Genomic DNA, 26,204 nt, shown 5'->3' with positions numbered 1-26,204 from the left:
GCCGGGCATGTTCGCCCTCGTCATCCACAGCCATCTGCCGTGGCTGGCCAACCACGGGCGCTGGCCCGTCGGCGAGGAGTGGCTCTACCAGTCTTGGGCCGCAACGTATCTCCCGGTGTTCGCCGCGCTCCGCACGCTCGCCGACGAGGGCCGCACAGGGCTGCTCACCCTCGGCATCACGCCCGTGTTGGCGGCGCAGCTCGACGACCCGCACTGCCTCGAGGCCATGCACCACTGGCTCGGCAATTGGCAGCTGCGCTCGCACGAGGCCGCGCTGATGACCAATGGGGCGGGGGCCGCCGGCACCGCTTCCAGCACCGCGGCCCTGCGCGAGCTCGGGCACCGCGAGCACCGCTATTCCGCTGCGGCGCTTGAGGAATTCGAGACGCACTGGCGCCACGGCGGCTCCCCTGTGATCCGCCCGCTCGTCGAGTCCGGCGTCATCGAACTGCTCGGCGGCCCGCTGATGCACCCGTTCCAGCCGCTGCTCGACCCCCGCCTGCGCGCCTTCTCCCTCGACGAGGGGCTCGAGGACGCCAAGACTCGTTGGGGTGCACGGCCCCAAGGGCTTTGGGCGCCTGAGTGCGCGTTCACCCCCGGCATGGAGTCCGGCTATGCCGACGCCAGCGTCAGCCACTTCATGGTCGACGGCCCGTCGCTGCGCGGGGACACCTCGCTGGGCCGGCCGGTCGGCGACTCGGGCGTCGTCGCCTTCGGCCGCGACCTCACCGTCAGCTACCGCGTCTGGTCCCCCAAGTCCGGCTACCCGGGCGACGGCGCCTACCGCGACTTCCACACCTACGACCACGACACCGGCCTCAAGCCGGCGCGTGTGACCAGCAAGACCACCTCGTCCGAGCAGAAGAAACCGTACGACCCGGCGCTCGCGGCTGTCGCGGTCGACAAACACGTCGCGGACTTCGTCGAGGCCGTCCGGGCCCGCCTGCGCGAGGAGTCCGAGCGCATCGGGCGCGACGCCCTCGTGGTCGCCGCGTTCGACACCGAACTGTTCGGGCACTGGTGGCACGAGGGCCCGCAGTTTCTCGAGCAGGTGCTGCGCGCGCTGCCCGCCGCCGGGATCAACGTGGGCACCCTGGACCGGGCCCGACGCGAGGGCTACGTCGGCGAGCCCATCGACCTGCCCGAGTCCTCCTGGGGCTCGGGCAAGGACTGGCGGGTGTGGGCCGGCGATCAGGTCCAGGACCTGGTGCAGCTCAACGCGGAGGTCGTTGCGGAGGCGCTCGCCTTCGTTGACGACGAATTAGCTGCTGGCGGAAGGGATCTCGTCGCCGACCAGGTGCTGAGGGAGGCTCTGCTGGCCATCGCCAGCGACTGGGCGTTCATGGTCAGCAAGGACACCGCCGCCGGCTACGCCCGCGACCGCGCGCACAAGCACGCCCACGCGATGCGGGAGATCATCGCCGCACACCGCGGCGGCAACACGGCGCGCGCGCAGCAGCTGGCGGCCGCGTGGCACCGCGCGGACGGGCTGTTCCCGGGCCTGGACGCACGACGGCTTAGCAAGGAGTCCTCGTGAAGATCCTGATGATCTCGTGGGAGTACCCGCCGGTGATCGTCGGCGGCCTGGGCCGGCACGTGCACCACCTCGCCGTGCACCTCGCGGAGCAGGGCCACGACGTCGTTGTGCTCTCGCGGCGGCCGTCGGGCACGGACGGGCGCAGCCACCCCACCGTCGACCACCTCGCAGAGGGCGTGCGCGTGATCGCCGTCGCCGAGGACCCGCCGCACTTCGTCTTCGGCGAGGACATGATGGCGTGGACCCTCGCCATGGGCCACGCGATGATCCGCGCGGGCCTCGCACTGGGCGCCGGCGAGCTCGACGGGCCCTTCGACGGCGCACCGTGGGCCCCCGAGGTGATCCACGCGCACGACTGGCTCGTCGCGCACCCCGCGATCGCCCTCGCCGAGCACTTCAAGGCACCGCTCGTGAGCACCATCCACGCCACGGAGGCCGGGCGGCACGGCGGCTGGGTCTCGAGCAACATGAACCGCCAGGTGCACTCCGTGGAGTGGTGGCTGGCAAACTCCTCCGACGGGCTGATCGCGTGCTCGCAGTCGATGGATGGCGAGGTCAGCACCCTCTTCGGCCCCGATCTGCCGCCGATCTCCATCATCCGCAATGGCATCGACCTCGCCACGTGGACGTTCCGGCCGCGGACCAAGCACGACGGCCCCCCGCAGCTGCTGTATGTGGGGCGGCTCGAGTACGAGAAGGGCGTGCAGGACGCGATCGCCGCGCTGCCCGCCATCCGCGCGGAGTTCCCTGGCACCACGCTGACGATCGCGGGCGAGGGCACCCAGCACCAGTGGTTGATCGAGCAGGCCGCCGAGCACGACGTGACCAATGCCGTGATCTTCCTCGGCCGCCTCGACCACGTTGAGCTGCTCGAACGCCTGCACGCCGCCGACGCCATCGTGCTGCCCAGCCGCTATGAGCCGTTCGGCATCGTGGCCCTGGAGGCCGCGGCGGCCGGCGCCCCCGTCGTCGCGTCCACCGCGGGCGGGCTTGGCGAGGCCGTGGTGGACGGCATCACCGGGTTCTCCTTCGAGCCCGGCGACGCCGAGGGCCTGGCGAAGGCCGCCTGCCGCTCGCTCGAGGACTCTGCCCGCGCGCAGGAGCTCGCCGAGCAGGCGTATGTGCGGCTGACCGCGGAGTTCACGTGGACGCACGTCGCGGAGCAAACGGCACGGGTCTACGCCCGCGCCGAGCGCCACGAGCCCGTGCCCCTCGCGCGCCCGGTGATCATCGCGCGGCCGCTGCCGGACCGGTAGCCACGCGCAGGGGCAGCACGCTCTGATGGATCTCGCCGTCGACCTCCACCCGAGCCAGATGCACCACGACGCCGAACACCCGCCGCATGTTCTCGTCCGTGATCACGTCCTCGGTGGGCCCGACGCAGGGCTCGCCATCGCCGCTGAGCAGGAGCGACCGGTCGGCGATCCGGAGCGCGTGCGTCGGGTAGTGCGTGTTCATCACCACAGAGATCTCGCGGGTGTGGGCGAGCCTGTCCAGCAGGTCGAGGACGATCAGCTGGTTCTTGAAGTCCAGGCCCGTCTCCGGCTCGTCGAGCACCAGCAGCGACGGCTCGGCGATCAGAGCCCGCGCGATGAGCACCATCTGGAATTGGCCGCCGCTCATTTGCCCGCACGGCACGTCCCGCAGGTGCTCGATGCCGATCTCTGCCATCACTTCCGCCGCCATCCTCGCCTCCCGCGCGCCGGGTTGTGCCAGTGTGGGCAGATGCGCGCTCCGCCCGATCGTCACCATGTCGAGGCCAGTCAGCGACACCGAGGCCGCGTTGCGCGACTGCGGCACGTAGGCGATCCGCCGCCACAATTGCGTCGGCCGCATTGTGGCGATGTCCACCCCGTCTAGTGCGCTGGTCCCGCTGTTCCACTTCTCCAGGCCGATCATGCAGCGGAGCAGTGTGGTCTTGCCAACGCCATTGGGGCCGAGGATGGCGAGGATCTCGCCGGGCTCGATGGCGAACGAGATATCTTTCAAGATCGGGTGCTGTCGGCGGTACCCGAAGGTGCCGTCCGCGACTGTGAGCGTCATGCCCACTTGCCTCCCGTCTGGCGCAAGAGCACCACGAAAAATGGCGCGCCAACCACCGCGGTGAGCACGGAGATCGGGATCTCGGATGCCGAGATCGTGCGGGAGAGGGTGTCGATCACCACCAGGAAGATCGCACCCAAGAAGATGCTTACGGGCACAACGAGGCGGTTGTTGTTGCCGCAGAGCATGCGTGCACAGTGCGGGATCAGCAGCCCCACCCACCCGACCTGGCCGCACATCGAGACGGCCGACGCGGTGATCAGTGTGGCTGCCACGATGATCACCGCCCGCGCCCGGCGGATATTCATGCCCGACGCCCGGGCCTCGTCCTCGCTGAGCGCGAGGATGTTCAGGCGCCAGCGCAGCGCGGCGATGACCGCCACGCCCACCCCGATGATCGGGCCGCCGATGAGCAGGGCCTGGCCGTTCGCGCCCGCGAGCGAACCCATCAGCCAGTAGGTGATCTGCGGCAGCTTGTCGTTCGGGTCCGCCGTGTACTTGAGGATTGACAGCAGGGCTGTGGCAATGGCCGCGACGACGACGCCGGACAGGATCAGCATGACGATGTTGCTGCGGCCGTTGGTCCGCGCGATCGCCATCGTCAACCCCACCGCGAGCAGACCGAACACCAGCGCGACCAGCTGGACGCCGAGCATCGGCAGGCTCAGCACCAGCGCGAGGACCGCGCCCACGGAGGCCCCCGCAGTGACTCCAAGGGTATCGGGAGTGGCTAGCGGGTTCGCGAAGATGCTCTGGAACGCCGCCCCCGCGCACGCGAGTCCCGCCCCGACGATGACGGCGAGCGCGATGCGCGGTAGCCGCAGACCGAACACCACCGAGTCCAGCGCGGGACTCACGACCGCCCCGCCGAGTCTGGAACTCAGCGCGGAGCCGACCTCGCCAAGCGATAGCGGGTAGCGCCCCACCGCGAGGCCGACCGCGGCTGTCGCCGCCAAGACCAGGACAAGCGCAAGGGGCACCCACCAGCGGAGGCGCCCATTGCTGACGGCGAGGTCATTCATTCGAGAAGAAGCCCTGGTACATCGCGAGCGCCTGCTCTTCGCCCAGCTCGAAGCCATATGCCTGCTGGTAGTAGTCCTGAGTCTGCTCGACAAGGTCGACGTCGCCGAACGCGGCCGGGTAGATGACCTGGCCCAGCCAGTTGGCGATCAGGGGCGCGTCGGGGTTCGGCGTGAACCAGCTCCACATACCGAGATCGTTGGAGTAGACCTTGCCCTCCCGCACCGCGCGCAGCGCCGAGAGATCGAGGCCGTCGACGCTGTTCGAGAGCAGTTGCTCGGAGGTGATGCCAGCCGGTCCGGAGCCGCCGATCAGGACCACGTCGGGATCCCACGCCAACACCTGCTCGGCGGTGACGGCAGCGAGCCCGCCCTGCGCGCCGACGGCGGCGTTGTCGGCGCCCACGGTCTCCAACCAGTAATAGCCGAAAAACGGCGTCTCGCCCGCAACTCGGAGGACGCCCGCGGAGTAGTTGTAGATGATCAGCACGCTCTGCTTGTCTCCGGCGTCCAATCCGGCAGCTCGAGCCCGGGTCTCGGCGACCATCGCGGTACCCCGGTCGATCACCGCGTCCATCTTGTCGGGCTCCTGGAAGACGTCCTCCAACAGGCGCAGCCAGTCCTGATACACCACGATGGGATCGCCATTCGTGGAGAACCCGACGGCGGGGATACCCGCGGCGGCGAACATTGCGGCGTGCTCGGTGTTGTTCGCGTTGTAGAAGACCACATCGGGATCGAGCGTGAGCAATGACTCGACGTTGAGATCGCCGTTCTTGTAATAGCTCGTATCCACCTCCAGGACCTCCGGCGCGATATCCGCCACGACGGTGTTCTCGAGAGAGCGCACCACCGAGTCAGACATGCCGACCAGGTGCGGCGCTGAGCCCTCGTTGTAGGCGACATACGTTGACGCCAGCGGGATCTCGTCGATGGCCACCCGCTGGATGTCGGCGGGGATGGTGACCTCGTTGCCTGTGTGGTCGACGATGGTGATGGTCCCCGGGCCCTCTGTGCGGGCGGCGGTGTCGGTGGTGTTAGCGGAGCAGCCGGCGAGCGCCACGGCCAGCGCGCCGGCGAGGGCCAGGACGCGGAGCTGGCCTGACTTGGCCATCAGCCGACCAACGTGACGATCAGGCGGGCCCGCTCGAGCGCGGCCACCGCGTGCGGGTTCTCGGCCGCGACATACAGGATGGCGCCGGTGCCCATGGTGTGCGTCTGGCCGTCCACGGTGAATTCCACCGATCCCTCCACCACCTGCACGATGATGGGCAGCGGCGCCTTATGCTCCGCGAGGACCGCTCCGGCGTCGAAGGCGAGGTGACGGATGCGGAAACCAGTGCCGTCGTAGGTGAAGTGCGGGGAGACCTTCCCCTCGAGGATGGGGTTCTGCTCGGCCAGCGCGGGTAGGCCATTGGCGATGAGGATTGAGGACGCGTCGGGCATGGTTGCCTTCTCTCTACGGGTGATGGGCTGTTCGCCGCGGCTGGCAAACGCCCCGCAAGGCTCGGCTGTTAGCCTTACCTAACCTGACCAATAGAGATTTGCACATGCCAGTGCCCGTTGTCGGTTGCCATGGCAACCCCCGAATGAGAGGTGGGACACAGTGGGCCTAGCGGTGGAGCGAAGGACGGATACCTGGGTTCGCCAGGTCGCGGGCAGCGCTCTGTTCGCGGGATTCGAAGAAAGCGAGATCGTCCAGGTGACCGACTGCCTGGGCGCGCAGAGGGTGCGCTTCGGCAGCGGCGAGACACTGGTCGCGGGCAACTCGCGGACGAGCGTGGTCGGACTGGTGCTCGACGGCTCAGTTTTCGCCAGCACCCACGACGCCAACGGCACCCGCCACCTCGTCAGCGCGATGACGGCCGGTGAGGTGTTCGCCGAGGACATGCTCACCCACGATCTCCAGCACACCGAGCACTCCGTCACCGGCGCGCGGCCCGGCGAGGCCCTGCTGCTGGGCATGGAAAAGATAGTGCACTCGACGGGCCCGCTGTGCCACCTGCGGAGCAGGGTCGTCGAGAATCTGTTCCGGGTGATGTCGGCGAAGAACCGCATGCTGCAGGCGAAGTTGCGGATCGTGTCCCGAAAGTCCCTGCGCGATAGAGTCGTGCTGTTCCTCGCCGAGCAGCAGCGCGCCCATGGGTCGGCGGACTTCACCGTGGTCTTCTCCCGCGCGGAGCTGGCCGACTACCTCGGCGTCGACCGTGCGGCGCTCTCCCGCGAGCTCATGCGGATGAAGGGGCAGGGCCTGATCGACTTCCACCGCAGCACCTTCACCGTTATGCCAGGACTAGCGGACCACTGGTCCACGCCCTAGCCCAGCTAGCTCGTGGCAGCCTTCTTGCGCTCGATGTCCGCCAGCGCGGCCTCGATCTCGGCGCGCTTCTCAGCCTTCGAGTCCCAGTCGATCTGCCGGTTGCGCACCACTCGGGCCGGCGCGCCGACGGCGATGCTGTAGTCCGGGATATCGCCCTTGACGACGGCGTGCGCGCCCAGGACGCACCCGCGGCCGACCTTGGTGTCACGCAGCACGGTGACCTTCGCGGCCAGCCAGGTGTCCGGGCCGATGCGGACGGGGCCCTTGACGATGCCCTGATCCTTGATCGGCACGTGGATGTTGTCGGTGACGTGGTCGAAGTCGCAGATATAGCACCAGTCGGCCACCAGCGTCGACGCGCCGAGCTCGATGTCGACGTAGCAGTTGACGACGTTGTCCTTGCCGAACACGCACTTGTCGCCGATGCGCAGCGAGCCCTCGTGGCAGCGGATGGCATTGCCGTCGCCGATGTGGACCCACTTGCCGATCTCCAGGCGCGAGAGCCCGGGCGTCGAGTGGATCTCCACGTTCTTGCCGAGGAAGAGCATCCCCTTCAAGATCACGTGCGGGTTCGCCAGCCGGAACTTCGCCAGGCGGTAGTAACGAACCAGGTACCAAGGGGTGTACGCCTTATTGCGCAGCACCCACTTCAGCGAGTCCACCGTCAGGAACTTCGCCTGCGCATCGTCGTCCAGCTGGGCCCCGCGCCATCGCGCGCGCAGCGGCGCGCCCCACATACTCGTCATAGTGCTCCACATTAACGCGGCGCGGCCAGGCCGTGTCTTGCGGTGTCGGGTGTTGCACACCAGACCAGATAGTCTCGACTGGCGAATGTCCACGGTTCACTAGGAGCACATCGATGCGGTTTGTCCCCGGCCTCTCCCCGAGGCGCCTGCTGGTCGGTGCCGCGCTGCTGTCCGTGGCGGCGGTCACGGTCAGCGGCTGCGCGGGCGTCCCGGACCCCACTCCGGGGTACGCGTCGGGCTGGTCGGCCGCGCACGGGGACGCCAGGGGTGCGAACGCCGTCGACGTGGACGGCCCCTCGACGCTGGACCTGCGGTGGGAGCGCCCGCTCGGCGGCCCGCTGATCGGCACGGGCGCCGTCGGCCCCGATGGGCAGTTCACCGTCCTCGCCGGCACCACCGCCGGCTGCCAACTGTTCACGTTCAACCTGGACTCTGGCCGCAAGCAGTGGTGCACGGGGCAGAACCCCGGGCCGGGCCTGACCTCGCCGCTCCAGGACCGTTTCGGCAGCGTGTACGCCGGCAATATCGGCGCGGCCATGTCCTTCAATGACGGCGGCCTAACCCGTTGGACCACACCGGTTATCGGGATGCCCCAGCCCATCGCGATGTTCGCCGACGGCAACATCCTCGTGGTCACCCACATGGGCCAGGTCAACGCCCTGCACTCCCCCAACGGCCGCAAGCACGCCGAGTCGGTCAACCTCGTCCCCACCGTCCCCATGCCCGATCCCGCCATCGGCCTCGACCAGTGCGCAACCGCCGGCCCGGACTGTGCGGTGGCGAATGCGCCGGCGCTGAACCTGGCCACCGGCGAGTTCTACCTGACGCTGCGCATGCCGGGCTCCGCGACCACGTCGCTGGTGGCGATGAAGTACGACCCCACCGAGGACGAGTTCGGCCAAGCCAGCGTGAAAGAGCTGTGGCGCACCGATATTGACGGCTCAAGCGTGCAATCTGCCCCCGCGCTCTCGGCCGACGGCAATACCGTCTACGTGCTCGACGCGCACAATACGATCTGGGCCCTAGACACCGCCGACGGCGCCGCCCGTTGGAGCCATCCCCTCGACTTCACGGCCGCCCGCACGCTCTCCGTCTCCGCCGACGGCCTGATCATCCCCGCCCCCGCCACGACCGGCCCGCTGATTGCACTGCAGGACAATGGCGACGGGGCCGCCGTCAAGTGGCGACGCGCGGACCTGCCGGTGGTGGGCCCGACGTCCATCGCCGCGAATAGCCGCGGCTACGTGGCCATCCGCGACGGGGCGCATCCACTGACCGTCATGGCGATCGACCTCTCCGACGGCCAGACGGTCTCCCGCGCGGAGTTGCCCGGCGACGCCAGCGCCAGCGCTGTCACCCTGATCGCCCCCGGCGAGCAGCTCGCGACGCTGACCGCCGACGGCGGCATGTACGTCTTCGATTAAGGCTCGACCACCACGTCGTCAGCCTCGTCGCTGTCCTCATCCACGTCGTCGTCCTCGAAGACGAGCGCGAAGGTCGCCTGGACGACGGCCGTGATCAGATACTCGGTTCGCCCATTCTCCGTGATAGGCAAAACCTGATGGCTGATCGGCGTGACAGTGTGAAAAACCCACTCCACCGGCCAGGGGTTGCTGGGGTCCTCCTTGAAACGCTCGGCCAGGTCCTCCGCCCAAGCCTCCGGCATGTGCTCGACGCAATCGTCGATCCGGTCCTCGATCTTCTTCCGCTTCTTCGCCACGGCCGTGAAGGACTTGCTCAGAGTGAATTCCATACTGAGCAGCCTATTACGACGGGCGGCGAGAACCCCTGCTACTTCGAGAAACCCAGCGTCGGCTCGCACACGAATGCTGTCGGAGTCCGTCCCACACGGGTGAGCACCACGCTCAGCGACCGCGAACCGCGTTGTTTGAGCTTGCGCCGCAACATATCCGGATCCACGTCCACGCCGCGGACGAGGATCTCGAGGGCTCCGCAGTCGAGCCCGCTCAAGACCTGCCGCAGCGCCTTCTCGGAGTACTTCAGCTCCTCCAGAACCCGATGGCCTCGCGTGCCCGCAGGCACCTGGTCACCCGTGACGTAGGCGATGCGCGGGTCCAGCTGCCAGAGACCGTGCCGGGCCGCGTAGTGGCGCACCAGGCCCGCGCGCACGATGGCACCGTCGGGGTCGATGATCCACTGCCCCACCGGCTTCTCCGGCAGCTCGTCCGGCTCGGCGTCGGTGTACTCCTCGGCGAAACCGCCCGAGCCGAGCACCGTCGCCCGGCGGGTCACCCCATCCCCCGAGAGCCCCGGGGACCACAGGCATGCCTCGCGGACGCCGCCGTCCAGGGAGACGAGCTCGACCTCGCCGGCCCATCCCAGGGCGTCGAAGTCCAGCCCGGGGGCGGACTTCACGGCGATATCGCGGCCCGCATAGGCGGTCAGAAGGTCCGGCAGCGGCGGCATGAGGTCCTCGGGCCGGTGCTGGCGGCGGCCCCCGGCCCGGCGGGCGGGGTCGGCGAGGATCACGGTGTCGCGCGTCGTGGGCATCAGCGCGTCGGCCCGCAGCAGGTGCGCCGCGGGGACGTTGCGCTGCGCCATGGCCAGGCGCACGGGGTCGAGATCGGAGCCGATGACCACGGGGCACTCGGCGACCAGCGCGTCGAGCTCCGCGCCGATCGAGCACGTCACGTCGTGCACGCGTCGCCCCGTGAGCCGGCGGGCGCGGACGGCCGCGACGAGGGTGGGCGTGGCCTGCTGCAGGGCGTCGTCGGTCAGGAGCCAGCCGGCGCCGCGCAGCTTCGCAACTGCCTTGCGCCGCAACAGGACCGTCTCCACCAACGCCGCGGTTGCCGCGCCGAAACGCGCACGCACCCCGCCGATATCGGCGAGATGCGTGCGCGTGGACAGCTCCAGCGTGTCCACCTCGGCGAGCGCCGCCGCGCCCTCCGGGGAGGACAGCGCGCGGACGTCGTCGAGGGTGAAGGTGTAGCCCATCAGCTATAAGAGATTCAGGAGGGCTTCACGCCGGTGATCATGACGTTGTAGTAGAACGAGCGGGGCACGATGCCGCGTAGCACCTTCTCGTCCAACCAGCTCAGCGTCTTGAAGCCGCCGAACGCGAAGCGCGCCCACTTCCAGGCCAGCTTGTCGGCCGGCACCGCGGCCTCGAAGGTGCGCACCGGCCAGCCGAGCATGGCGGCGGTGAACTCCTCGGTGACTGCCTTGACCTCGACGCCACCCGCGGAGCGGGCCAGGTCCTCGAGGTGGCCGGGGTCGAAGGTGTGGATGTCCACGACGGCCTCGAGCGCGGCGGCCTGCGAGGACTCGTCGAGCTGCTCCTGCGTCTTGCGCCAGGATGCCAGGAACGGCAGCTTGGTCACGCGGGTGGTGGCCTCCCAGGTGGCGCGGCTGAGCCAGCGGGCGTAGAAGTCGCCGACGGTGGACGGCTCGCCGGCGAAGACGAAACGGCCGCCCGGCTTGAGCACGCGCATAACCTCGCGCATCGACTGCTCCACATCCGGGATGTGGTGCAGCACAGCGTGGCCCACGACGAGGTCGAAGGTGTTGTCCTCGTAGGGGATGGTCTCGGCGTCGGCGACCCGGCCCTCGACGTCCAGGCCCAGGCTCAGCCCGTTGCGCAGCGCGACCTTGACCATGCCCGGGGACAGGTCGGTGACGGCGCCCTTCTTGGCCACGCCGGACTGCATGAGGTTCAGCAGGAAGAAGCCGGTGCCACAGCCCAGCTCGAGCGCGCGCTCATAGGGCAGCGCGGCGTCCGGGGCGGCGGCGTCGAAGCGGCCGCGGGCGTACTCGATGCAGCGGTCGTCATAGGAGATCGACCACTTGTCGTCGTAGCTCTCGGCCTCCCAGTCGTGGTAGAGCACCTGGGCGAGCTTGGTGTCCTTGTACGCGGCCTGCACCTGCTCTGCGGTGGCGTGCGGGTTCGGCGCCGGGTCATTGAGGGTGGTTTCGCTCATCAGTGGTTCCTTATTCTTTACGTGCCGCGGCACTACTTGCCGGTGAACTGTGCTTTGCCGGGCCCGTTCGCAATGAACGACTCCATGCCGATCTTCTGATCCTCGGTGTTGAACAGCGCCGTGAACTCGCGCGCCTCCACCTGCAGGCCGCCCTTGAGATCCAGGCCGAGGCCCTCATCGATGGACGCCTTCGCCGCGGCCAGGGCCTTGGACGCCGCGCCGGCGAACTGCGCGGCCCAGCGGCGGGCCGCGTTGTAGACCTCGTCGGGGGCGACGACCTCGTCGACCAGCCCGATGGCGAGCGCCTCATCCGCGCCGACGAAGCGGCCGGTGAAGACGAGGTCCTTCGCCTTCGCGGGGCCGATCAGCCGCGCGAGGCGCTGGGTGCCGCCGCCGCCGGGGATGATCCCCAGCAGGACCTCGGGCAGGCCGAGCTTGCCGTTGTCGCCGATGATGCGGCGGTCCGCGCCGAGCACAACCTCGAGGCCCCCGCCGAGCGCGTAGCCGGAGATGGCCGCGACGGTGGGCTTGGGGATCTCGGAGATCGAGCCGATGGCCCGCTGCAGGTCCCCGACGATCTCGCCCATCTGCTCGGCGGAGAACTGCGCGAGCTCCTTGACGTCAGCACCTGCGGCGAAGACCTTCTCGCCGCCGTAGACGATGACGGCCTTGACGTCGTCGCGATCCGCGGCCTCGAGGGCAGCAGCCTGCAACTCGATCTGCACCTGGCGGTTAAGCGCGTTCATCGGTGGACGATTGAGCCGGATGGTCCCGATGCCCTCGGATACCTCAAGAGTCACGAATTCAGACATGTTCGCAGGCTACAGGGTGATACGTGTTGCAGTACCACCCGGTAACCCAAGCCTGTCCTCAGCTCGGCATCTGTGCCAGGTAGCGGTCGCCGCCGTCGAACTCCACGCGCCACCTCTCGCCCTCGCGCACCAGATCCGGCTGGATCGGCGTGATCACGGGCTCGGCCGCCATCACCTCGGCCACGGTCGCGTACTGCTGCAGGGACTCCAACTGGGACCACGTCGGTGGCAGCAGCCCGGACTGCCCCGCGCGCCAGTGCTCCAGCGCCGCGGACGGGGTCGACCAGAGCACCTCCGAAGCCTCCGAGGTCAGCCCGTCGGCCGTCTGCCCCTCCGGCAGCGCCGCGACGAAGAAGTGCGTGTCGTAGCGCCGGGATTCCCCGATGGGCGTGATCCAATGCGACCACGGCCGGAGGCGGTCCGCGCCCAGGACTAGGCCCTCGCGCCGCAAGAAGCCGCTGAAGTCCAGCTCATGCTTCTCGAGTTCCTGACGGGCATCGTGGTAGCGCTGCGCGTTCGTGACCACCGCACCGGGCGCCGCGCCCGCGAGCAGGATCCCGCACTCCTCGAACGTCTCACGCGCCGCCGCGCAGACCAACCGCTTGGCCCGCGCCTCGTCGGTGTCAAAACGCGACGCCCACCAGCTCGGCTCGGCGCCGGACCAACTCAGGTGCGCGTCCGAGTCGCCCTCATCCACGCCGCCGCCGGGGAACACCGTCATCCCGCCCGCGAAGGCCATGCCGAGCACGCGGCGCAGCAGGAAGACCTCCAGCCCCGGTTCGCCGTCGCGCAGCAGCATCACGGTCGCCGCATCGCGCAGCTTCGCGGGCGGCGCGGATTCGTCAACGCTCAACTTCATGGCCACTCCTAAAGGTTTCCGGCGCGGTGCCGGCCGGGGACGAAGCGCCGGCGCGCGAAGTAACGGCCGTCGGCGCGGTCGAGGGTGATCGACATCCGGAACGCCGCGGACAGGTTCTCCGCGGTGATCACGTCCTCGATCAGGCCCGACGCCACCGCGCGCCCCTCGCGCAACAGCAGCGCGTGGGTGAAGCCCTGGGGGATCTCCTCGACGTGGTGGGTCACCAGCACCATCGCGGGCGCGTCGGGGTCCAGCGCCAGGCGGGCCAGCCGCGACACCAGGTCCTCGCGCCCGCCCAGGTCCAGGCCGGCCGCAGGCTCATCGAGCAGCAGCAGCTCAGGGTCGGTCATCAGGGCGCGCGCGATCAGCACGCGCTTGCGCTCGCCCTCGGACAGCGTGCCGAACGTGCGCTGCGAGAGGTGCTCCACGCCGAGGCTCTCCAGCAGCTCGTGCGCGCGGTCGACATCCATCTGGTCGTACTGCTCGCGCCAGCGCCCCAGCACCCCGTAGGCGGCGGAGACGACGAGGTCGAACACGCCCTCCTCGCCCGGGATGCGGGTGGACAGCGCCGCGGACGAGAGGCCGATGCGCGGGCGGAGCTCCGAGACGTCCACCTTGCCCATCACCTCGCCGAGGATGTGGGCCACGCCGGAGGTCGGGAACTCCTGGGCCGCCGCGACGCGCATCAGCGAGGTCTTGCCCGCGCCGTTGGGCCCGAGCACCACCCAGCGCTCGTCGAGCTCCACCTGCCAGCTGATGGGGCCGATCAGCGTGTTGCCACCGCGCCGCAGGTGCACGTCTTGGAGGTCGATCAAAAGGTCAAGGTCTGGTTCATGCACTCCCCTATCTTGACCCACCGCATGCTCTGACCCTCGGCTGGGTGGGATGATCCATCCCGTGGACCTGGACCCGGAAGATCGCGCGCTGCTGATCGCTGGCACGCACCCGGACCCGCACAGCCTGTTCGGCCCGTTCCCCCATCCCCGCGGCACGCTCGTGCGCGCGCTCAAGCCCGACGCCCAGTGCGTGACCGTGCGCACCGAGCAGGCCTCATATCCCCTGCAGTCCATGGGCGACGGCGTGTTCGCCGCGGTCCTCGACACGGACGAGCTGCCCGACTACCGCCTCGTCGTCACCTACGCCCCCGGCCGGGTCTTCGTGGTGCCCGACGGCTATCTGCTCCCGCCGACGATCTCCCCGGCAGACCTCGAGCTGTTCGCCGCCGGGCGCCATCCCCGGCTGTGGGAGGTCCTCGGGGCGCAGCCCATGCTCGCCAGCACCCCCTCCGGCGCGATCGCGGGCACCGCATTCACCGTGTGGGCCCCGCACGCGGCCGGCGTCGCCGTCGTCGGGGACTTCGACGGCTGGACGGGGTTCAGCGCACCGATGCGCCGACTGGACTGCGGCGTCTGGGAGGTCTTCGTCCCGGACCTCGAGGCCGGGGAGCTCTATAAGTTCCGCATCCGCGACAGCTCCGGGGATCCCCGAGACAGGGCCGACCCGATGGCGCGCGCCGCCGAGTTGCCGTCCAAGACCGCGTCGCGCATCGACGCTGGGGGCCTAAACGCTGCGGGCTACCGCTGGCGGGACGGGGCCTGGCTGCGCAGACGCGGCAACCTGCGCACGCAGCCGATGAGCGTCTTCGAGGTCCATCTGGGCTCCTGGCGGGTGGGGCTGAGCTACCGCGAGTTGGCCGTCGAGCTGGTGGCATATGTGCGCGAGCTCGGCTTCACCCACGTCGAGCTGCTGCCCGTCTGCGAGCATCCCTATGGCGCGTCGTGGGGCTATCAGGTGACGTCGTACTTCGCGCCGACCTCCCGCTACGGCAGCCCGGACGAGCTACGCGCGCTCCTCGACGCCTTCCATGTGGCGGGCATCGGCATCATCATCGACTGGGTGCCGGCGCACTTCCCGCGTGATGGCTTTGCCCTGGCCGAGTTCGACGGCGAGCCCCTCTACGAGCCCGCCGATCCGCAGCTGGCCAACCAACCAGACTGGGGCACACTCGCATTCGACCTCGAGCGCCCGGAGGTCCGCGGCTTCCTCATCGCCAGCGCCCTGTACTGGGCCGAGCAGTTCCACGTGGATGGGATCCGGGTCGACGCCGTCGCCTCCATGCTCTACCTCGACTACTCCCGCGAGCCCGGCCAGTGGACGCCGAACATCCACGGCGGGCCGGAGAATCTGGCCGCGGTGAGCTTCCTGCGCGAGCTCACGGACACGGTCGCGGCCGCGCACCCGAGCGTCGCGATGATCGCGGAGGACTCCACCTCCTGGCCCGGCGTCACCCGGCCCACCGCGCTCGGCGGGCTCGGCTTCACGTTCAAGTGGAACCTGGGCTGGATGAACGACACCCTCGTCTACCACTCCCGCGCGCCCGAGCATCGCAGCTTCCACCACGCCGAGATCACCTACCCGCTCACCTACGCATGGGGCGAGTCCTATCTGCTGCCCATCAGCCACGACGAGGTGGTCCATGGCAAGGGCACGCCGTTCGCCCGACTCCCCGGCGACCCTGACGCCAAGGCCGCCGGGACGCGAGCCCTGCTGGCCATGATGTGGGCGCACCCCGGCAAGCAGCTGCTGTTCATGGGCCAGGAGTACGGCCAGTCCACCGAGTGGTCCGAGTTCTACGGCCTGGACTGGTCGCAACTGCGCGATCCCCTGCACCGCGGGATCCGGGACCACGTGGCCACGTTGAACCGGCACTACCGCGCGACGCCCGCCCTGTGGCAGCTCGACGACTCGCCCGACGGATTCGAGTGGGTGGACGCGCACGATGTCATCAACTCGGTCGTCAGCTTCCTGCGCTTGGGATCTAGCCCCGCCGACCGGCTGCTCTGCATCGCGAACTTCGCCGACCGCGAGCACGTCGGCTATCGCGTCGGGACACCCGTCGGCGGCGAGTGGCGCATCATGCTCGACAGCGCTGGAGCTCCTGGCCGCCTGCTCGCCGCCGAGCAGATCGCCTGCCATGGCCGGGACGCGTCGATCACCCTCACCCTGGCCGCGCACAGTACCGTGTGGCTTGTGCCTGGAGGGGGTGACGCGTGATCCGGAGTCTTGCGCTGGCCGCGGTGGTGGTGCTCGGTGGGGTTCTCGCCAGCGGCTGCGGGGTGACCACGGTCCAGGGGACCGCCGCGCTGCAGCCGATCGACCTGACCATGGTGGCCGGGCTGCCCCTGTCCGACGGGCCCAGCGGCCTGCGCCCCGGCACTGTGCCCGCCGGCGTCGAGGTGGACAACGATTCCGGCGACGAGATCGACGTGATCGCCAAGGACGCCATCGGGGACCTGCAAACATTTTGGGATGAACGCTTTCCCGCGGAGTTCCACAAACGCTTCAAGCATCTGGACCGCATCGTGTCCTGGGACGCCGCTGACACCACCGGGAGCACCGCCCCGTCGTTCTGCGGCTTCGACCCCACCGGCATCGCGAACGCCGGCTACTGCCACGACGACAACGAGATGGGTTGGGACCGTGGCATCTTGATGAGCGGGCTCGACGAGAAGTTCGGGCCCCTCGCCATTGTCACCGTCCTGGCCCACGAGTACGGGCACGCCGTCCAGTACCAGACCGGGGCCGACGTCAACGCTATGCCGGTGATCGTCGCCGAGCAGCAGGCGGACTGCTACGCCGGCGTGTTCATGCGCGAGGTTGCCGAGGGCAATTCCGAGCACTTCACCATGAACACATCCGACGGGCTCGGCAACGTCTTGTCCGCGATGGTCAGCACCCGCGATGATCCCAGTGACGACTATTTCTCCGGCTCCGAGCACGGCTCCGCCTTCGAACGCGTCACGGCGTTCCAGCTGGGCTTCGGCGGCGATGCGCAGCGGTGCGCCGCGATCGACCCCGACGACGTCGACAGCCGCCGCGCGAACCTGCCCCTGAACGTGCTCATGGCCGGCGAGGCCGGGGACCTGCCCGTCACCGCGGAGTCGCTCGCCCTGATCGTCGACTCCCTCGAGAGCACCTTCAACCCCGCCGACCCGCCCCTGGTGACATATGCCGGCGTCGACGTCGGCTGCGAGCAGCAGACCGAGCCCGTCACCTACTGCCCCGAGACCAACAGCATCGGCGTGGACCTGCCCGGCCTCGTTGCCGCGTCCACCCCCGAGAAATCGACCCGCGACCTGCCCGCCGACATCGTCGGCGACTTCACCGCGTTCGGGCTGCTCGCCTCCCGCTACGCCCTGGCCGTGCAGGCAGACCAGGGCCTGCCGCTCGACGGGCTGGCCGCGGCCCTGCGCTCCGCGTGCCTGACCGGCGCGTGGACCGGCACTGTCGCGTCGAACGTCGACGGGCCGGTGCGGCTCTCGCCCGGCGACCTCGACGAGGCCATCTCCTCGCTGCTGTCCAACGGCCTGATGGCCAGCGACGTGCAGGGCCAGACCGTGCTCAGCGGATTCACCCGCGTCGAGGCGTTCCGCACCGGTCTGGTCAGCGGGCCGGACATGTGCGCGCAGGCGTACCGCTAGCCGCCGACGCTCGAGAGTCCCGCCATCGAACCGAAGCCCGGCGGCACCGCCGACCGCTGGTCCAATAGCGCGAGCAGCCGCTGGTGCATCTCCAGCGACTTGCCCAGATCGAAGCCGTCGAAGTTCGTCGGGTCCGCCTTGTTGTTGAGCTCCAGGGGATCCTTCTGCAGGTCGTAGAGCTCGAATTGCGGGAACGCCGAGCCGTCGGGGGCGAAGTACACCGAGTACTTCCACCGCGTATCGCGAATACACCGGATGTGGTTGGGCTGGCGCACCACGTTCTGCCCGTCGGGCGCCGCCGCGTTCTGGTCGTCATAGGTGAACAGGACCGCGTCCTGCACCGCCGCGCCGGCATCACCCCGCGCCGCGGCCGCCATCGCGGGGGTCAGGTCCGCGCCTGGCAGCCACCACGCGCCGCGGTCGGGCACCCCGGCCATCGTGGCCATCGTCGGCATCAGGTCCACCAAGGAGGCGAGCGCGTTCGTCGACGCGGGAGCCGGGAACATCGCCGGATTGCTGATCACCAGCGGCACATTGAGCGTCTCCTCATAGGCGTTGAACGCCTTCTGCCGCAGCCCGCCGTGGGACATCCCCATCTCGCCGTGGTCCGAGATCCGGAAGACCACCGTCTGCTCCCGCAGCCCGCGCACCGCGTCCAGCGCGTCGACGACGCTGCCGATATGCTCGTCGACGACCTTCTGCAGGTACGCGTAGAAGTTGACGTAGTTGGTCGCCTCGCCCGCGCCGGGCAGCGGGCCGAGGCCGCCCGCCAGCAGCGCCTTGAGCTGCACGTGCGCCGACGGCTTGTGGTTCGTCGCCAGCATCTCGCCATAGGTGGGCGGCAGTCCGATGCCCTGCGTGAACGCCCCCGGCGCCGAGCCGTAATTGTCGCAGTCCCCGTCCTCCTGATCCCACGTGCGGGGATACGCCAGCGCGTCGTGGGGGTTGACGAACGAGACGATGAGCGCGAACGGCGCGTCCCCGCCAGTGCTGGCTGGCCCGGCCTGGCTGATGAAGTCCACCGCCTGCCGGGCCGTGTCCCGGTCCCGGTCCGCGCAGCCGCCGCCGAAGTTCGCCGGCTCGGTGTCCTGCCCCGCCTCCGGCGGCACCCACCCGTGGAAGCCGAAGCTCGCGAGGTCCTCCGTGCTGGGATCAGCGCCCGTGGCCCCCTTGCTCATGTGCCATTTCCCGCGGTAATGCACGTTGTAGCCGGCCGAGGCCAGCATCTTGGCCATGTTCTGCTCGGAGGCCTGCAATTGCGGCTCGCTGGGCGAGACCGTGCCGCCCGTCGTCAGGGTGGCCGTGACTCCGTGCTGCGACGGGTACAGCCCCGTGAACAGGCTCGAGCGGCTCGGCGAGCACATCGCGCTGGCGCAGAACGCCTGTGTGAAGCTGACGCCCGTGTCGGAGAGCCGCTTGCGGTTAGGCAGATTCTCCTCGGACCAGCCCGGGGGCCAATGCTGGGGCTGCCGCTCCTGGTCGGTGATGATGACGACGATGTTCGGTCTGGCCGGCAGCGCGCCGGTGCCGCCCGAGCCCGGCGCGGCCCTCGACTGCCGGGCGCCCAGCGTCGAGGCGACGCCCGCCGCGAGGGCGGTCGCGCCCACCGCTCCGAGGAAAGTTCTGCGCTGGAAAGAACCAGTGCCCGATATATTCTCGTCGTCGCCCATCTGAGGCCCCTCTCGACCTAGCCGGATTGCGAAGAACTATGCTGCAATTCGTCACCAGGTATCGAGGGTTAGCCAAAATGGTGGGTTATCCGCAGGCCAAACTAAACAGAGCGAACAGCTAATTTCCGTGCCGGCCATATGCCTTCTCGGCGCCTACATTCCGCGGGCAGATATGGCCGGTTCGGCGGATGGACCACGGCGTGTCGCGCTGGATCTGCCCGCTGCCCGCGCTGGGTGCGGCCACTGACCGCCGCCTCCCGCTCGCGCACGCCGCGGACCTGCGAATACACCAGTACTGCGGAGTACGGAATAACTGCCGCGAATCGACGAACGGGCGGTTCAAGACTCGCCGCACCACAAAATCCCAGCACGGCGCACATCGAATGCCCGTTCTGCAAATCCGGCTTGTGTGGTCCCGATACACAAAACCGGTAGGACCAGCGGAAACGCAGATAGCCGAGGAAAATCGTGCGCGCTCCCACCCCTGCCCGCACCGTGTAGGGCCGAGACAGGACTATAAGTAGTCTCGCCTAATACATAGCGTTCGCAAGGTTCCGGCGGGCGGCGATGATGAACGGCTCTGCCGGGTCGAACAGCTCCCAGAGCTCGAGCAGCCGGGCCCGCGTCGTTGCCTTCATGTCCGCGTCGCCGATGCGGAATACGGCGATCAGCCGGTTGAAGCAGGCGTCGGGCTGCTGTGCCAAGAGCTCTGCGTCGGCGGCCCGCAGTTGCGCGTCGACATCGCCGAGGTTGGCGTCGGCGGCCTCCACCGCGCCGTCGGGCACCGCCTGCGCGCGCTGCAGGAAGCGCAGCTGGCGCACGGCCGGCAGCGCCTCGGGATGGTTCGGCTCCGACTGGAGGATCAGCTCGTAGGCCGCGATGCCGCCGTCGAGGTCTCCCTCGTCGAGCATGGCCTCGGCGGCCACAAGACGCTGATCCCGCTCGGGCTCCTGACCCTCGGGTAGCGGCGGACCGGTCAGCCGGTCGCCAACCGCGTTCTGGACCGCGGTGAGCCACTGCGCCAGCTCGTCCTCGGAGAAGGTCCCCTGCTGAGAGTCCAGCGGCTGGCCGGCGGCCATCGCGATGACCATGGGCACCGATTGCACGCCGAAGGCCTGCGCGATCTGCGGATTCAGCCCCACGTCGACCTTCGCGAGCACCCAGGCGCCACCTGCCGCGAGGGCCGCGCGCTCGAGGATCTCGTCGAAGGCCACACACTGCGGATAGTCGGGCGTGCCTAGCGAGACGATCACGGGCACCTGCTGCGAGCGCAGGACCACCTCGGCTTCGAAGTTGGCCTCGTCGATTAGCACCACCGGCGCGAGCCCATTGGGGCCGGCGGGCGCGGGCGCCGGGGCTCCGGCGGGTCGCGGCGGGCGCGGGGCCAGTGCGGAAAGGTCGAAGGCAGACGACATCGCCGCGGCCATAGCGGCCGAGGGCGCGGACGGGGGGCGATTACCTGGGCGAGTCACGTCGAACAGTCTGCCACGATCGGCGAACGGTCAGGCGTCCGCCAGCTTCACACCGTCGGGCTGCTGCAGCGAGAGCTCTCCGAGCTGGCCGTTGCGGGTCACCCACATCTCGAACGGGATGGTCGCGAACGGGACGATCGACGCAGCCAACCCGGCCACGATCACCTTGGGCGACCACTTGAACGCACGCGCCGCCAGGACCCCGAGAATCAGGAAAAGCACGAAGGCCGCGCCATGCAGGGGGCCGAAGATGCTGACGCCGATCTCGTTCGGGTAGATCTCCAGATCCTTGTTGATATCCCCCGTGAAGTACTTGAACAACATGCCCAGCAGCAGTCCGGCCCAGGTGAAGGCCTCAACAATCGAGATGAAGCGGAAGCGCTTCGCGGTCGTGGAGAGGTCGAAGATTTTGCGCATGTCGTCCATTGTGCCTGAGCACAGCGCTGAAAAAGGCGTCGGAGCATGTGATCTCCGACGCCCTTTCCATGTATTTCAGCAGGTCATGCCTTGGCGGGCACCTTCACGATGAGCGCATCGCCCTGGCCGCCGCCGCCGCACAGTGCGGCTGCGCCGATGCCGCCGCCCCGACGCTGCAGCTCCAGGATCAGCGTCAGCGTGATGCGGGCGCCGGACATGCCGAGCGGGTGCCCGACGGCGATCGCGCCGCCGTTCGGGTTCACCTTCGCGGGGTCCAGGCCCAGCTGGCGGGTCGACGCGATGCCCACCGCGGCGAACGCCTCGTTGATCTCGACGACGTCGAGGTCCTTCGGGTCGATGCCCTCGCGCGCGCAGGCCTTGGCGATCGCGTTCGCGGGCTGCGACTGCAGGGTGGAGTCCGGGCCGGCGACAACGCCGTGGGCTCCGATCTCCGCGATCCACTCCAGGCCCAACTCCTCGGCCTTCGCCTTGCTCATCACGATGACGGCCGCGGCGCCGTCGGAGATCTGCGAGGCCGTCGCGGCGCTGATCGCGCCGTCCTTGCGGAAGGCGGGGCGCAGCTTCGCGAGGGACTCGGCGGTGGTGTCCGCGCGGATGCCCTCGTCAGTGCGGAACTCGATCGGGTCGCCCTTGCGCTGCGGGATCAGCACGGGCACGACTTCCTCGTCGAAGAGCCCGTCCTTCCACGCCTTCGCCGCGTTCTGGTGCGAGGCGGCCGAGAACGCGTCCATTTCGGTGCGCTCGATCGGGTTCACGTCGTTGCCCTGCTCGGTCAGCAGACCCATGCTCTGCTCGGTGAAGATGTCGTACAGCCCGTCGTAATCCATGTGGTCGACAAGCGTGGTGTTGCCAAACTTGAAGCCCTCACGAGACTTGGGCAGCAGGTGCGGCGCCTGGCTCATCGACTCCTGGCCGCCAGCGACCACGACGTCGAACTCCCCCGCGCGGATCAACTGGTCTGCGAGCGCGATCGCGTCGATGCCCGAGAGGCATACCTTGTTGACGGTCAGCGCCGGGACGCTCATCGGGATACCCGCGGCGACGGCCGCCTGGCGCGCCGGCATCTGCCCCGCGCCGGCCGTGAGGACCTGGCCCATGATGACGTAGTCGACCTGCTCGGGCTTGACGCCCGCCTTCTCCAGCGCGCCCTTGATGGCGATGCCGCCGAGGTCCGAACCGCTGAACCCCTTCAACGAGCCGAGCAGCCGACCAATGGGGGTGCGGGCTCCGGCGATGATGACTGAACTGCTCACTTTATGGCCTCCGACGATAGTTCGGGACGCGCGGACGCCGCGCTCCAACCGCCACGATACCGTCGAGGGATGACATCACATCTCGTCACCGCCATCGACCACGTCGGCATCGCCGTCCCCGACTTCGACGTCGCCGTCGCCTGGCACGCCAAGCACCTCGGACTCGTGCTCTCCCATGAGGAGATCAACGAGGAGCAGGGCGTGCGCGAGGGCATGCTCGTCCCCGCCGGCGCAGTGGCTGGCGCAGTGGCCATCCAGATCCTCGCACCGCTGAACGAGGACTCGACCATCGCCAAGTTCATCGGCCGCTCCGGCCCCGGCCTTCAGCAGCTCGCCTACCGTGTCACCGACCTCGACGCGCTCTCCGCGCAGCTGCGCGCCGACGGCGTCCGCCTGCTCTACCCGGAGCCCAAGCGCGGCACCGCCGACTCGCGCATCAACTTCATCCACCCGAAGGACGCGGGCGGCGTTCTCGTCGAGCTCGTCGAACCCGCCAAGTAATCGGCGTCTGCCAGGCATGACCGTCGCGCCTCCCCCATTTCCGGGTGGCGCGGCGGTAACCTGGTGACCATGTCTTACACACCAGATCCCAAGGGGATCCACGCCCCCTTCGACATCGTCCGCCGGGGCTATGACCGCGATCAGGTGTTGGAATTCTTAAGACGGTTCGACGCCGAGCTCCGGCTGACCGCCACCGACCGCGACGCGGCAGCCGCCCAGACCAACGATCTCGCGGCGCAGCTCGACGACGCCCGTGACGAGATCGATCAGCTGCGCAGCGAGATCGACCGGCTCTCCGTCCCGCCGACGACGGCCGAGGGCATGAGCGACCGCATCTCCCGCATGCTCCGCCTAGCCTCCGACGAGGTCGCCGAGATGCGCGCCCGCGCCGAGAGCGAAGCCGCGGAGGTGGTCTCCGTCGCCGAGCAGGACGCCGACGAGATGCGCGCCGCGCAGCAGGCCAAGCTTTCCGAGCTGGAGCTCCGCCGCCAGACGCTCGAGAAAGAGCATCAGCAGACCATGACGCTCGCGCGCGAGCACGCCGACAAGATCAAGCTGGCCGCGCAATCTGAGCGCGAGCGCCTCGACGCCGAGGCCCAGGCCCGACGCGACCGCACCTATGAGGAGCTCCGCGCGCACACCGAGGAGACGAAGCGCATCGCGGCCGCCGAGGCCGAGCGCCGCATCACCGTGGCCACCGCCACCGCGTCCGGTCGGATCACGCAGGCGCGGGCAGATTTCAACGCGGTCGCCAAGCTGCGGGCGGACGCGCTCAAGCAGCTCATGTCCGTGCACGGGCACCTCGAGTCCATCGCGGAGGTCCACGCGGTCGCCATCTCGGAGAAGGCCCCCTCGGAGGTCGACTTCGACTGGTACGACGTCGAGGCCGAACCCATCGCGGGGGTGCGCGAGAGGCCGGCCACGAAAGACTCTGAGGATGCTGCGGATAAGGATTCTGCAGCCAAGGGTGGCCCGGACAAGTCGAAGGTCGCAGCGGCCAGCTAATCCTCTATTCGTGGTCCTTCGAACGTGCGGAAGATTGACTATTCTCTCGAAATTCAGTCAATCTTCCGCACGTTCGAGTTCTAGATCATCCAGTGATTGCAACTCAGACAAGTCCGCGCCAGCCGCAAGGAGCTGTTCGCGCACATTCTCAATCACGTCTCCCGGGGATTCCCTCAACAGGCCAGAATTGACTCTCACCACCCGCCACCCCAACCGCTCGAGCTGTCTATAGCGTCGGATGTCCCGAGTTCGCCGCGCTTCGCTCGACCAGTGCCCCTCTCCGTCGTACTCCACGACCACACGCCAGCACTCCCATCCCAGGTCGCAGCGTGCCACGAACTGTCCAAATCTGTCGAAGACAGACACCTGTGTGTTCGGCGTCGGCAGGCCTGCGCGCACAAGCACCAGCCGCGTGCGCGTCTCGGCCGGCGACTCGGCCCCGCCGTCAACGACGCGCAGCACACTTCGCAATTTACGCAGACCCCGCACACCCGGATGGCCGTCCGCCACCTCCAGGATGTCCACCACGTTCAGCTTTGCCGCGTTGCACAGTGCATCGATCATCTCCACAGCGTCGTCGTGCTCCAACCACCTGCCGAGGTCAAACGCAGTCCGTGCGGCACTTGTCACCCGCATACCGTCAAGAATGACGATCTCGTGTGACAGAACAGCCTCCGAGCGGACATTGATGCCCGGCACAGACTTTCGCCGGCCCCGGCGAAGTACTTCAGCCATCCGTCCTGGATCAACCCACTTGGATCCATGCAGCGCTGCGGCGGATAGCCCAGCGAGTATCCCGTTGTCGCCGAGCCACAGCCACGCGGCTCGTGCGCGCAAGACCGCGCTGGCACATGCACGACGGTCAACATAAACATTCCGATGCAGCTTGCGGAACGACCTCAGCCGATACGGCGATAGGCCACTTCGGCTCCCCAGGAATGGTCGATGCACTTCCCCCATGGCGACACGCTTACACGAACGCCTGACAACTCCGGCTCGACAATGCCTCGAATGCGCTAGTTATCCACAGATTCTGCGGACCAATTCAGGACCAGCGGCGGGTGATCGACCTCGTGCCGCGACCGCCCCAGCAGCCGGTGTGCCAATGCCGACGGTCGTCCCCGCCGCCGAAGGCATCCTCCGGCCAGACGACCACATGGGCCACGCCGACCACGATCGACTGGTCGCAGCCCGGGCACCGATAGATCTTCGTCGCACGTGAGCCGGGGATCGTCCGCACGTTGTAGTCGAGCCCGCCGGGGCCCGCCTCGCGACGGCCGAAGGAGTCCGAGAAAGCGGGCCGATCGGTGGGCTCGTGGTGCCCAGTCGAGCCTCGGCGATCGGAGTTTCCGCGTGACTTATTGCGTCGTGCCATGTCAGAACAGCCGGAACTCGTCGCTCTCGATTCCGCGCAAACCGTCGTAATCGAGTGTGAGGCAGCGGATCCCACGATCCTCCGCCAGGGTCTTCGCCTGCGGCTTGATCTGCTGGGCCGCGAACACGCCCCGCACCGGGGACAGCAGCGGATCGCGGTTGAGCAGCTCCAGATAGCGGGTCAGCTGCTCCACTCCGTCGATCCCCCCGCGCCGCTTGATCTCCACCGCGACGTGCGCGCCGTCGGAGTCTCGGCACATCAGGTCGACCGGACCGATCGCCGTCGGGAACTCGCGGCGAACCAGGGTGTAGCCCTCGCCGAGGGTCTGCACCTGTTCGGCCAGCAGCTCCTGCAGGTGCGCCTCGACGCCGTCCTTGATCAGTCCGGGGTCGACGCCAAGCTCATGCGTCGAGTCATGCTCGATGTCCTCGATCGTGATCCGCAGTTGGTCGCCGACCTTGTTCACGATGACCCAGACGTTGTCCTCCTCCGAGAACCAGCACGGTGGGGTCATCCAGTTCAGGGGCTTATAGGCGCGGTCGTCAGCGTGCACGCTGATGGACCCGTCGGCCTTGAGCATGAGCAGCCGGCGGGCCATGGGCAGGTGGGCGGTGAGACGGCCGGAGTAGTCGACCTGGCACCGAGCAATGACGAGACGCACGCTGCACACCCTACTGGCTACCGGCCCCGACGCCATCGTCCCCGCAGACAGGCGCGTTGCGATTAGGGTCA

26 protein-coding genes are annotated in these 26,204 nt (G+C 68.7%); 8 read left to right on the top strand and 18 right to left on the bottom strand.

The window, feature by feature from the left end; genetic code table 11:
* Positions 1–7 precede the first annotated feature (7 nt).
* On the top strand, positions 8–1,537 hold the full coding sequence (locus tag TBIF_RS20540; protein ID WP_038172246.1) for a 1,4-alpha-glucan branching protein domain-containing protein: 1,530 nt from the start codon (positions 8–10) through the stop codon (positions 1,535–1,537).
* The gene (locus TBIF_RS20535) at positions 1,534–2,793 is read left to right on the top strand and encodes a glycosyltransferase family 4 protein (RefSeq protein WP_024796619.1); all 1,260 of its coding nucleotides are present in this window, start codon (positions 1,534–1,536) and stop codon (positions 2,791–2,793) included. The genes TBIF_RS20540 and TBIF_RS20535 overlap by 4 nt, the downstream gene beginning before the upstream one ends.
* On the opposite strand, the gene TBIF_RS20530 is transcribed toward TBIF_RS20535, so the two are convergent.
* The 4 genes from TBIF_RS20530 to TBIF_RS20515 are packed head-to-tail and all read right to left on the bottom strand — an operon-like array spanning position 2,765 to position 6,045.
* A complete protein-coding gene (locus TBIF_RS20530; protein ID WP_024796618.1) occupies positions 2,765–3,580 on the bottom strand; it encodes an ABC transporter ATP-binding protein in 816 nt (271 codons plus the stop codon). The genes TBIF_RS20535 and TBIF_RS20530 overlap by 29 nt on opposite strands.
* A complete protein-coding gene (locus TBIF_RS20525; protein WP_024796617.1) occupies positions 3,577–4,602 on the bottom strand; it encodes a FecCD family ABC transporter permease in 1,026 nt (341 codons plus the stop codon). The genes TBIF_RS20530 and TBIF_RS20525 overlap by 4 nt, the downstream gene beginning before the upstream one ends.
* Positions 4,595–5,713 (bottom strand): ABC transporter substrate-binding protein, encoded by a 1,119-nt coding sequence (locus tag TBIF_RS20520; RefSeq protein ID WP_024796616.1) that lies wholly within the window; start codon positions 5,711–5,713, stop codon positions 4,595–4,597. Before TBIF_RS20520 ends, TBIF_RS20525 begins: the two co-directional genes overlap by 8 nt.
* Entirely contained in the window at positions 5,713–6,045 is a 333-nt protein-coding gene (locus TBIF_RS20515) for a cupin domain-containing protein (protein WP_024796615.1), read from the bottom strand. Before TBIF_RS20515 ends, TBIF_RS20520 begins: the two co-directional genes overlap by 1 nt.
* A gap of 160 nt (positions 6,046–6,205) precedes the next feature.
* Here TBIF_RS20515 and TBIF_RS20510 point away from each other — a divergent pair, with 160 nt between their 5' ends.
* Positions 6,206–6,919: a Crp/Fnr family transcriptional regulator gene (locus tag TBIF_RS20510; protein WP_038172176.1), complete on the top strand. Its 714-nt coding sequence runs from the start codon at positions 6,206–6,208 to the stop codon at positions 6,917–6,919.
* A gap of 5 nt (positions 6,920–6,924) precedes the next feature.
* Here the strand turns inward: TBIF_RS20510 and TBIF_RS20505 are convergent, their stop codons facing one another.
* On the bottom strand, positions 6,925–7,665 hold the full coding sequence (locus TBIF_RS20505) for an acyltransferase (RefSeq protein WP_024796613.1): 741 nt from the start codon (positions 7,663–7,665) through the stop codon (positions 6,925–6,927).
* 113 nt (positions 7,666–7,778) lie between these two features.
* On the opposite strand from TBIF_RS20505, the gene TBIF_RS24105 reads away from it, so the two are divergent.
* Entirely contained in the window at positions 7,779–9,089 is a 1,311-nt protein-coding gene (locus TBIF_RS24105) for an outer membrane protein assembly factor BamB family protein (protein WP_024796612.1), read from the top strand.
* On the opposite strand, the gene TBIF_RS20495 is transcribed toward TBIF_RS24105, so the two are convergent.
* From TBIF_RS20495 to TBIF_RS20470, 6 genes are read right to left on the bottom strand one after another with little or no spacing between them, the layout of a single operon-like run.
* Positions 9,086–9,418, bottom strand: a complete 333-nt coding sequence (locus tag TBIF_RS20495; protein WP_024796611.1) for a hypothetical protein — start codon at positions 9,416–9,418, stop codon at positions 9,086–9,088. The genes TBIF_RS24105 and TBIF_RS20495 overlap by 4 nt on opposite strands.
* A 38-nt stretch (positions 9,419–9,456) precedes the next feature.
* The gene (locus TBIF_RS20490; RefSeq protein ID WP_024796610.1) at positions 9,457–10,623 is read right to left on the bottom strand and encodes a class I SAM-dependent methyltransferase; all 1,167 of its coding nucleotides are present in this window, start codon (positions 10,621–10,623) and stop codon (positions 9,457–9,459) included.
* A gap of 14 nt (positions 10,624–10,637) precedes the next feature.
* The gene (locus TBIF_RS20485) at positions 10,638–11,606 is read right to left on the bottom strand and encodes a class I SAM-dependent methyltransferase (protein ID WP_024796609.1); all 969 of its coding nucleotides are present in this window, start codon (positions 11,604–11,606) and stop codon (positions 10,638–10,640) included.
* Between the two features lie 32 nt (positions 11,607–11,638).
* A complete protein-coding gene (locus TBIF_RS20480) occupies positions 11,639–12,418 on the bottom strand; it encodes an enoyl-CoA hydratase-related protein (RefSeq protein ID WP_024796608.1) in 780 nt (259 codons plus the stop codon).
* Between the two features lie 58 nt (positions 12,419–12,476).
* The gene (locus TBIF_RS20475; RefSeq protein ID WP_051461683.1) at positions 12,477–13,277 is read right to left on the bottom strand and encodes an NUDIX hydrolase; all 801 of its coding nucleotides are present in this window, start codon (positions 13,275–13,277) and stop codon (positions 12,477–12,479) included.
* 8 nt (positions 13,278–13,285) lie between these two features.
* The gene (locus TBIF_RS20470; RefSeq protein WP_024796606.1) at positions 13,286–14,116 is read right to left on the bottom strand and encodes an ABC transporter ATP-binding protein; all 831 of its coding nucleotides are present in this window, start codon (positions 14,114–14,116) and stop codon (positions 13,286–13,288) included.
* Positions 14,117–14,162: 46 nt separating this feature from the next.
* Here TBIF_RS20470 and glgB point away from each other — a divergent pair, with 46 nt between their 5' ends.
* Together glgB and TBIF_RS20460 are read left to right on the top strand one after the other, a co-directional pair.
* A complete protein-coding gene (glgB, locus tag TBIF_RS20465; protein ID WP_024796605.1) occupies positions 14,163–16,331 on the top strand; it encodes a 1,4-alpha-glucan branching protein GlgB in 2,169 nt (722 codons plus the stop codon).
* Complete coding sequence (locus tag TBIF_RS20460; RefSeq protein ID WP_024796604.1) at positions 16,328–17,758, top strand: neutral zinc metallopeptidase; 1,431 nt, start codon at positions 16,328–16,330, stop codon at positions 17,756–17,758. The genes glgB and TBIF_RS20460 overlap by 4 nt, the downstream gene beginning before the upstream one ends.
* Here TBIF_RS20460 and TBIF_RS20455 read toward each other — a convergent pair.
* The 4 genes from TBIF_RS20455 to TBIF_RS20440 form a co-directional block, all read right to left on the bottom strand.
* Positions 17,755–19,365 (bottom strand): sulfatase family protein, encoded by a 1,611-nt coding sequence (locus tag TBIF_RS20455; protein ID WP_024796603.1) that lies wholly within the window; start codon positions 19,363–19,365, stop codon positions 17,755–17,757. The two genes, TBIF_RS20460 and TBIF_RS20455, sit on opposite strands and share 4 nt — an antisense overlap.
* Before the next feature lie 593 nt (positions 19,366–19,958).
* A complete protein-coding gene (locus TBIF_RS20450; RefSeq protein WP_024796602.1) occupies positions 19,959–20,843 on the bottom strand; it encodes a tetratricopeptide repeat protein in 885 nt (294 codons plus the stop codon).
* A gap of 87 nt (positions 20,844–20,930) precedes the next feature.
* Positions 20,931–21,326, bottom strand: coding sequence for a DUF3817 domain-containing protein (locus tag TBIF_RS20445; protein ID WP_024796601.1), 396 nt, complete (start codon positions 21,324–21,326; stop codon positions 20,931–20,933).
* 74 nt (positions 21,327–21,400) lie between these two features.
* A complete protein-coding gene (locus TBIF_RS20440; protein WP_024796600.1) occupies positions 21,401–22,591 on the bottom strand; it encodes an acetyl-CoA C-acetyltransferase in 1,191 nt (396 codons plus the stop codon).
* Between the two features lie 69 nt (positions 22,592–22,660).
* Between TBIF_RS20440 and mce the strand changes: the two genes are divergently transcribed.
* Entirely contained in the window at positions 22,661–23,092 is a 432-nt protein-coding gene (mce, locus tag TBIF_RS20435; RefSeq protein ID WP_024796599.1) for a methylmalonyl-CoA epimerase, read from the top strand.
* Positions 23,093–23,161: 69 nt separating this feature from the next.
* Complete coding sequence (locus TBIF_RS20430; protein WP_024796598.1) at positions 23,162–24,097, top strand: DivIVA domain-containing protein; 936 nt, start codon at positions 23,162–23,164, stop codon at positions 24,095–24,097.
* A 57-nt stretch (positions 24,098–24,154) separates the two neighbouring features.
* Here TBIF_RS20430 and TBIF_RS20425 read toward each other — a convergent pair whose 3' ends face one another.
* The 3 genes from TBIF_RS20425 to nucS form a co-directional block, all read right to left on the bottom strand.
* A complete protein-coding gene (locus TBIF_RS20425) occupies positions 24,155–24,832 on the bottom strand; it encodes a DUF559 domain-containing protein (RefSeq protein WP_235174905.1) in 678 nt (225 codons plus the stop codon).
* A 310-nt stretch (positions 24,833–25,142) separates the two neighbouring features.
* Positions 25,143–25,472, bottom strand: coding sequence for an Rv1322 family protein (locus tag TBIF_RS20420; protein WP_024796596.1), 330 nt, complete (start codon positions 25,470–25,472; stop codon positions 25,143–25,145).
* A gap of 1 nt (position 25,473) precedes the next feature.
* Positions 25,474–26,133, bottom strand: a complete 660-nt coding sequence (nucS, locus tag TBIF_RS20415; RefSeq protein WP_024796595.1) for an endonuclease NucS — start codon at positions 26,131–26,133, stop codon at positions 25,474–25,476.
* Positions 26,134–26,204: the final 71 nt, after the last annotated feature.

It is taken from the genome of Tomitella biformata AHU 1821 (genome assembly GCF_000524475.1).
In the GTDB taxonomy this organism is placed as follows: Bacteria; Actinomycetota; Actinomycetes; order Mycobacteriales; family Mycobacteriaceae; genus Tomitella; species Tomitella biformata.
The sequence above is the reverse complement of the archived record's forward strand: the minus strand, read 5'-3'. Positions and strand labels throughout refer to the sequence as shown.

What these genes read in the sequence shown, in the direction of transcription:
- TBIF_RS20540 (WP_038172246.1), top strand. Translation starts at nt 8, where the DNA reads ATGTTCGCCCTCGTCATCCACAGCCATCTGCCGTGGCTGGCCAACCAC.
- TBIF_RS20530 (WP_024796618.1), bottom strand. Translation starts at nt 3,580, where the DNA reads ATGACGCTCACAGTCGCGGACGGCACCTTCGGGTACCGCCGACAGCAC.
- TBIF_RS20525 (WP_024796617.1), bottom strand. Translation starts at nt 4,602, where the DNA reads ATGAATGACCTCGCCGTCAGCAATGGGCGCCTCCGCTGGTGGGTGCCC.
- TBIF_RS20520 (WP_024796616.1), bottom strand. Translation starts at nt 5,713, where the DNA reads ATGGCCAAGTCAGGCCAGCTCCGCGTCCTGGCCCTCGCCGGCGCGCTG.
- TBIF_RS20515 (WP_024796615.1), bottom strand. Translation starts at nt 6,045, where the DNA reads ATGCCCGACGCGTCCTCAATCCTCATCGCCAATGGCCTACCCGCGCTG.
- TBIF_RS20505 (WP_024796613.1), bottom strand. Translation starts at nt 7,665, where the DNA reads ATGACGAGTATGTGGGGCGCGCCGCTGCGCGCGCGATGGCGCGGGGCC.
- TBIF_RS24105 (WP_024796612.1), top strand. Translation starts at nt 7,779, where the DNA reads ATGCGGTTTGTCCCCGGCCTCTCCCCGAGGCGCCTGCTGGTCGGTGCC.
- TBIF_RS20495 (WP_024796611.1), bottom strand. Translation starts at nt 9,418, where the DNA reads ATGGAATTCACTCTGAGCAAGTCCTTCACGGCCGTGGCGAAGAAGCGG.
- TBIF_RS20490 (WP_024796610.1), bottom strand. Translation starts at nt 10,623, where the DNA reads ATGGGCTACACCTTCACCCTCGACGACGTCCGCGCGCTGTCCTCCCCG.
- TBIF_RS20485 (WP_024796609.1), bottom strand. Translation starts at nt 11,606, where the DNA reads ATGAGCGAAACCACCCTCAATGACCCGGCGCCGAACCCGCACGCCACC.
- TBIF_RS20480 (WP_024796608.1), bottom strand. Translation starts at nt 12,418, where the DNA reads ATGTCTGAATTCGTGACTCTTGAGGTATCCGAGGGCATCGGGACCATC.
- TBIF_RS20475 (WP_051461683.1), bottom strand. Translation starts at nt 13,277, where the DNA reads ATGAAGTTGAGCGTTGACGAATCCGCGCCGCCCGCGAAGCTGCGCGAT.
- glgB (WP_024796605.1), top strand. Translation starts at nt 14,163, where the DNA reads ATGATCCATCCCGTGGACCTGGACCCGGAAGATCGCGCGCTGCTGATC.
- TBIF_RS20450 (WP_024796602.1), bottom strand. Translation starts at nt 20,843, where the DNA reads ATGTCGTCTGCCTTCGACCTTTCCGCACTGGCCCCGCGCCCGCCGCGA.
- TBIF_RS20445 (WP_024796601.1), bottom strand. Translation starts at nt 21,326, where the DNA reads ATGGACGACATGCGCAAAATCTTCGACCTCTCCACGACCGCGAAGCGC.
- mce (WP_024796599.1), top strand. Translation starts at nt 22,661, where the DNA reads ATGACATCACATCTCGTCACCGCCATCGACCACGTCGGCATCGCCGTC.
- TBIF_RS20430 (WP_024796598.1), top strand. Translation starts at nt 23,162, where the DNA reads ATGTCTTACACACCAGATCCCAAGGGGATCCACGCCCCCTTCGACATC.
- TBIF_RS20425 (WP_235174905.1), bottom strand. Translation starts at nt 24,832, where the DNA reads ATGGCTGAAGTACTTCGCCGGGGCCGGCGAAAGTCTGTGCCGGGCATC.
- TBIF_RS20420 (WP_024796596.1), bottom strand. Translation starts at nt 25,472, where the DNA reads ATGGCACGACGCAATAAGTCACGCGGAAACTCCGATCGCCGAGGCTCG.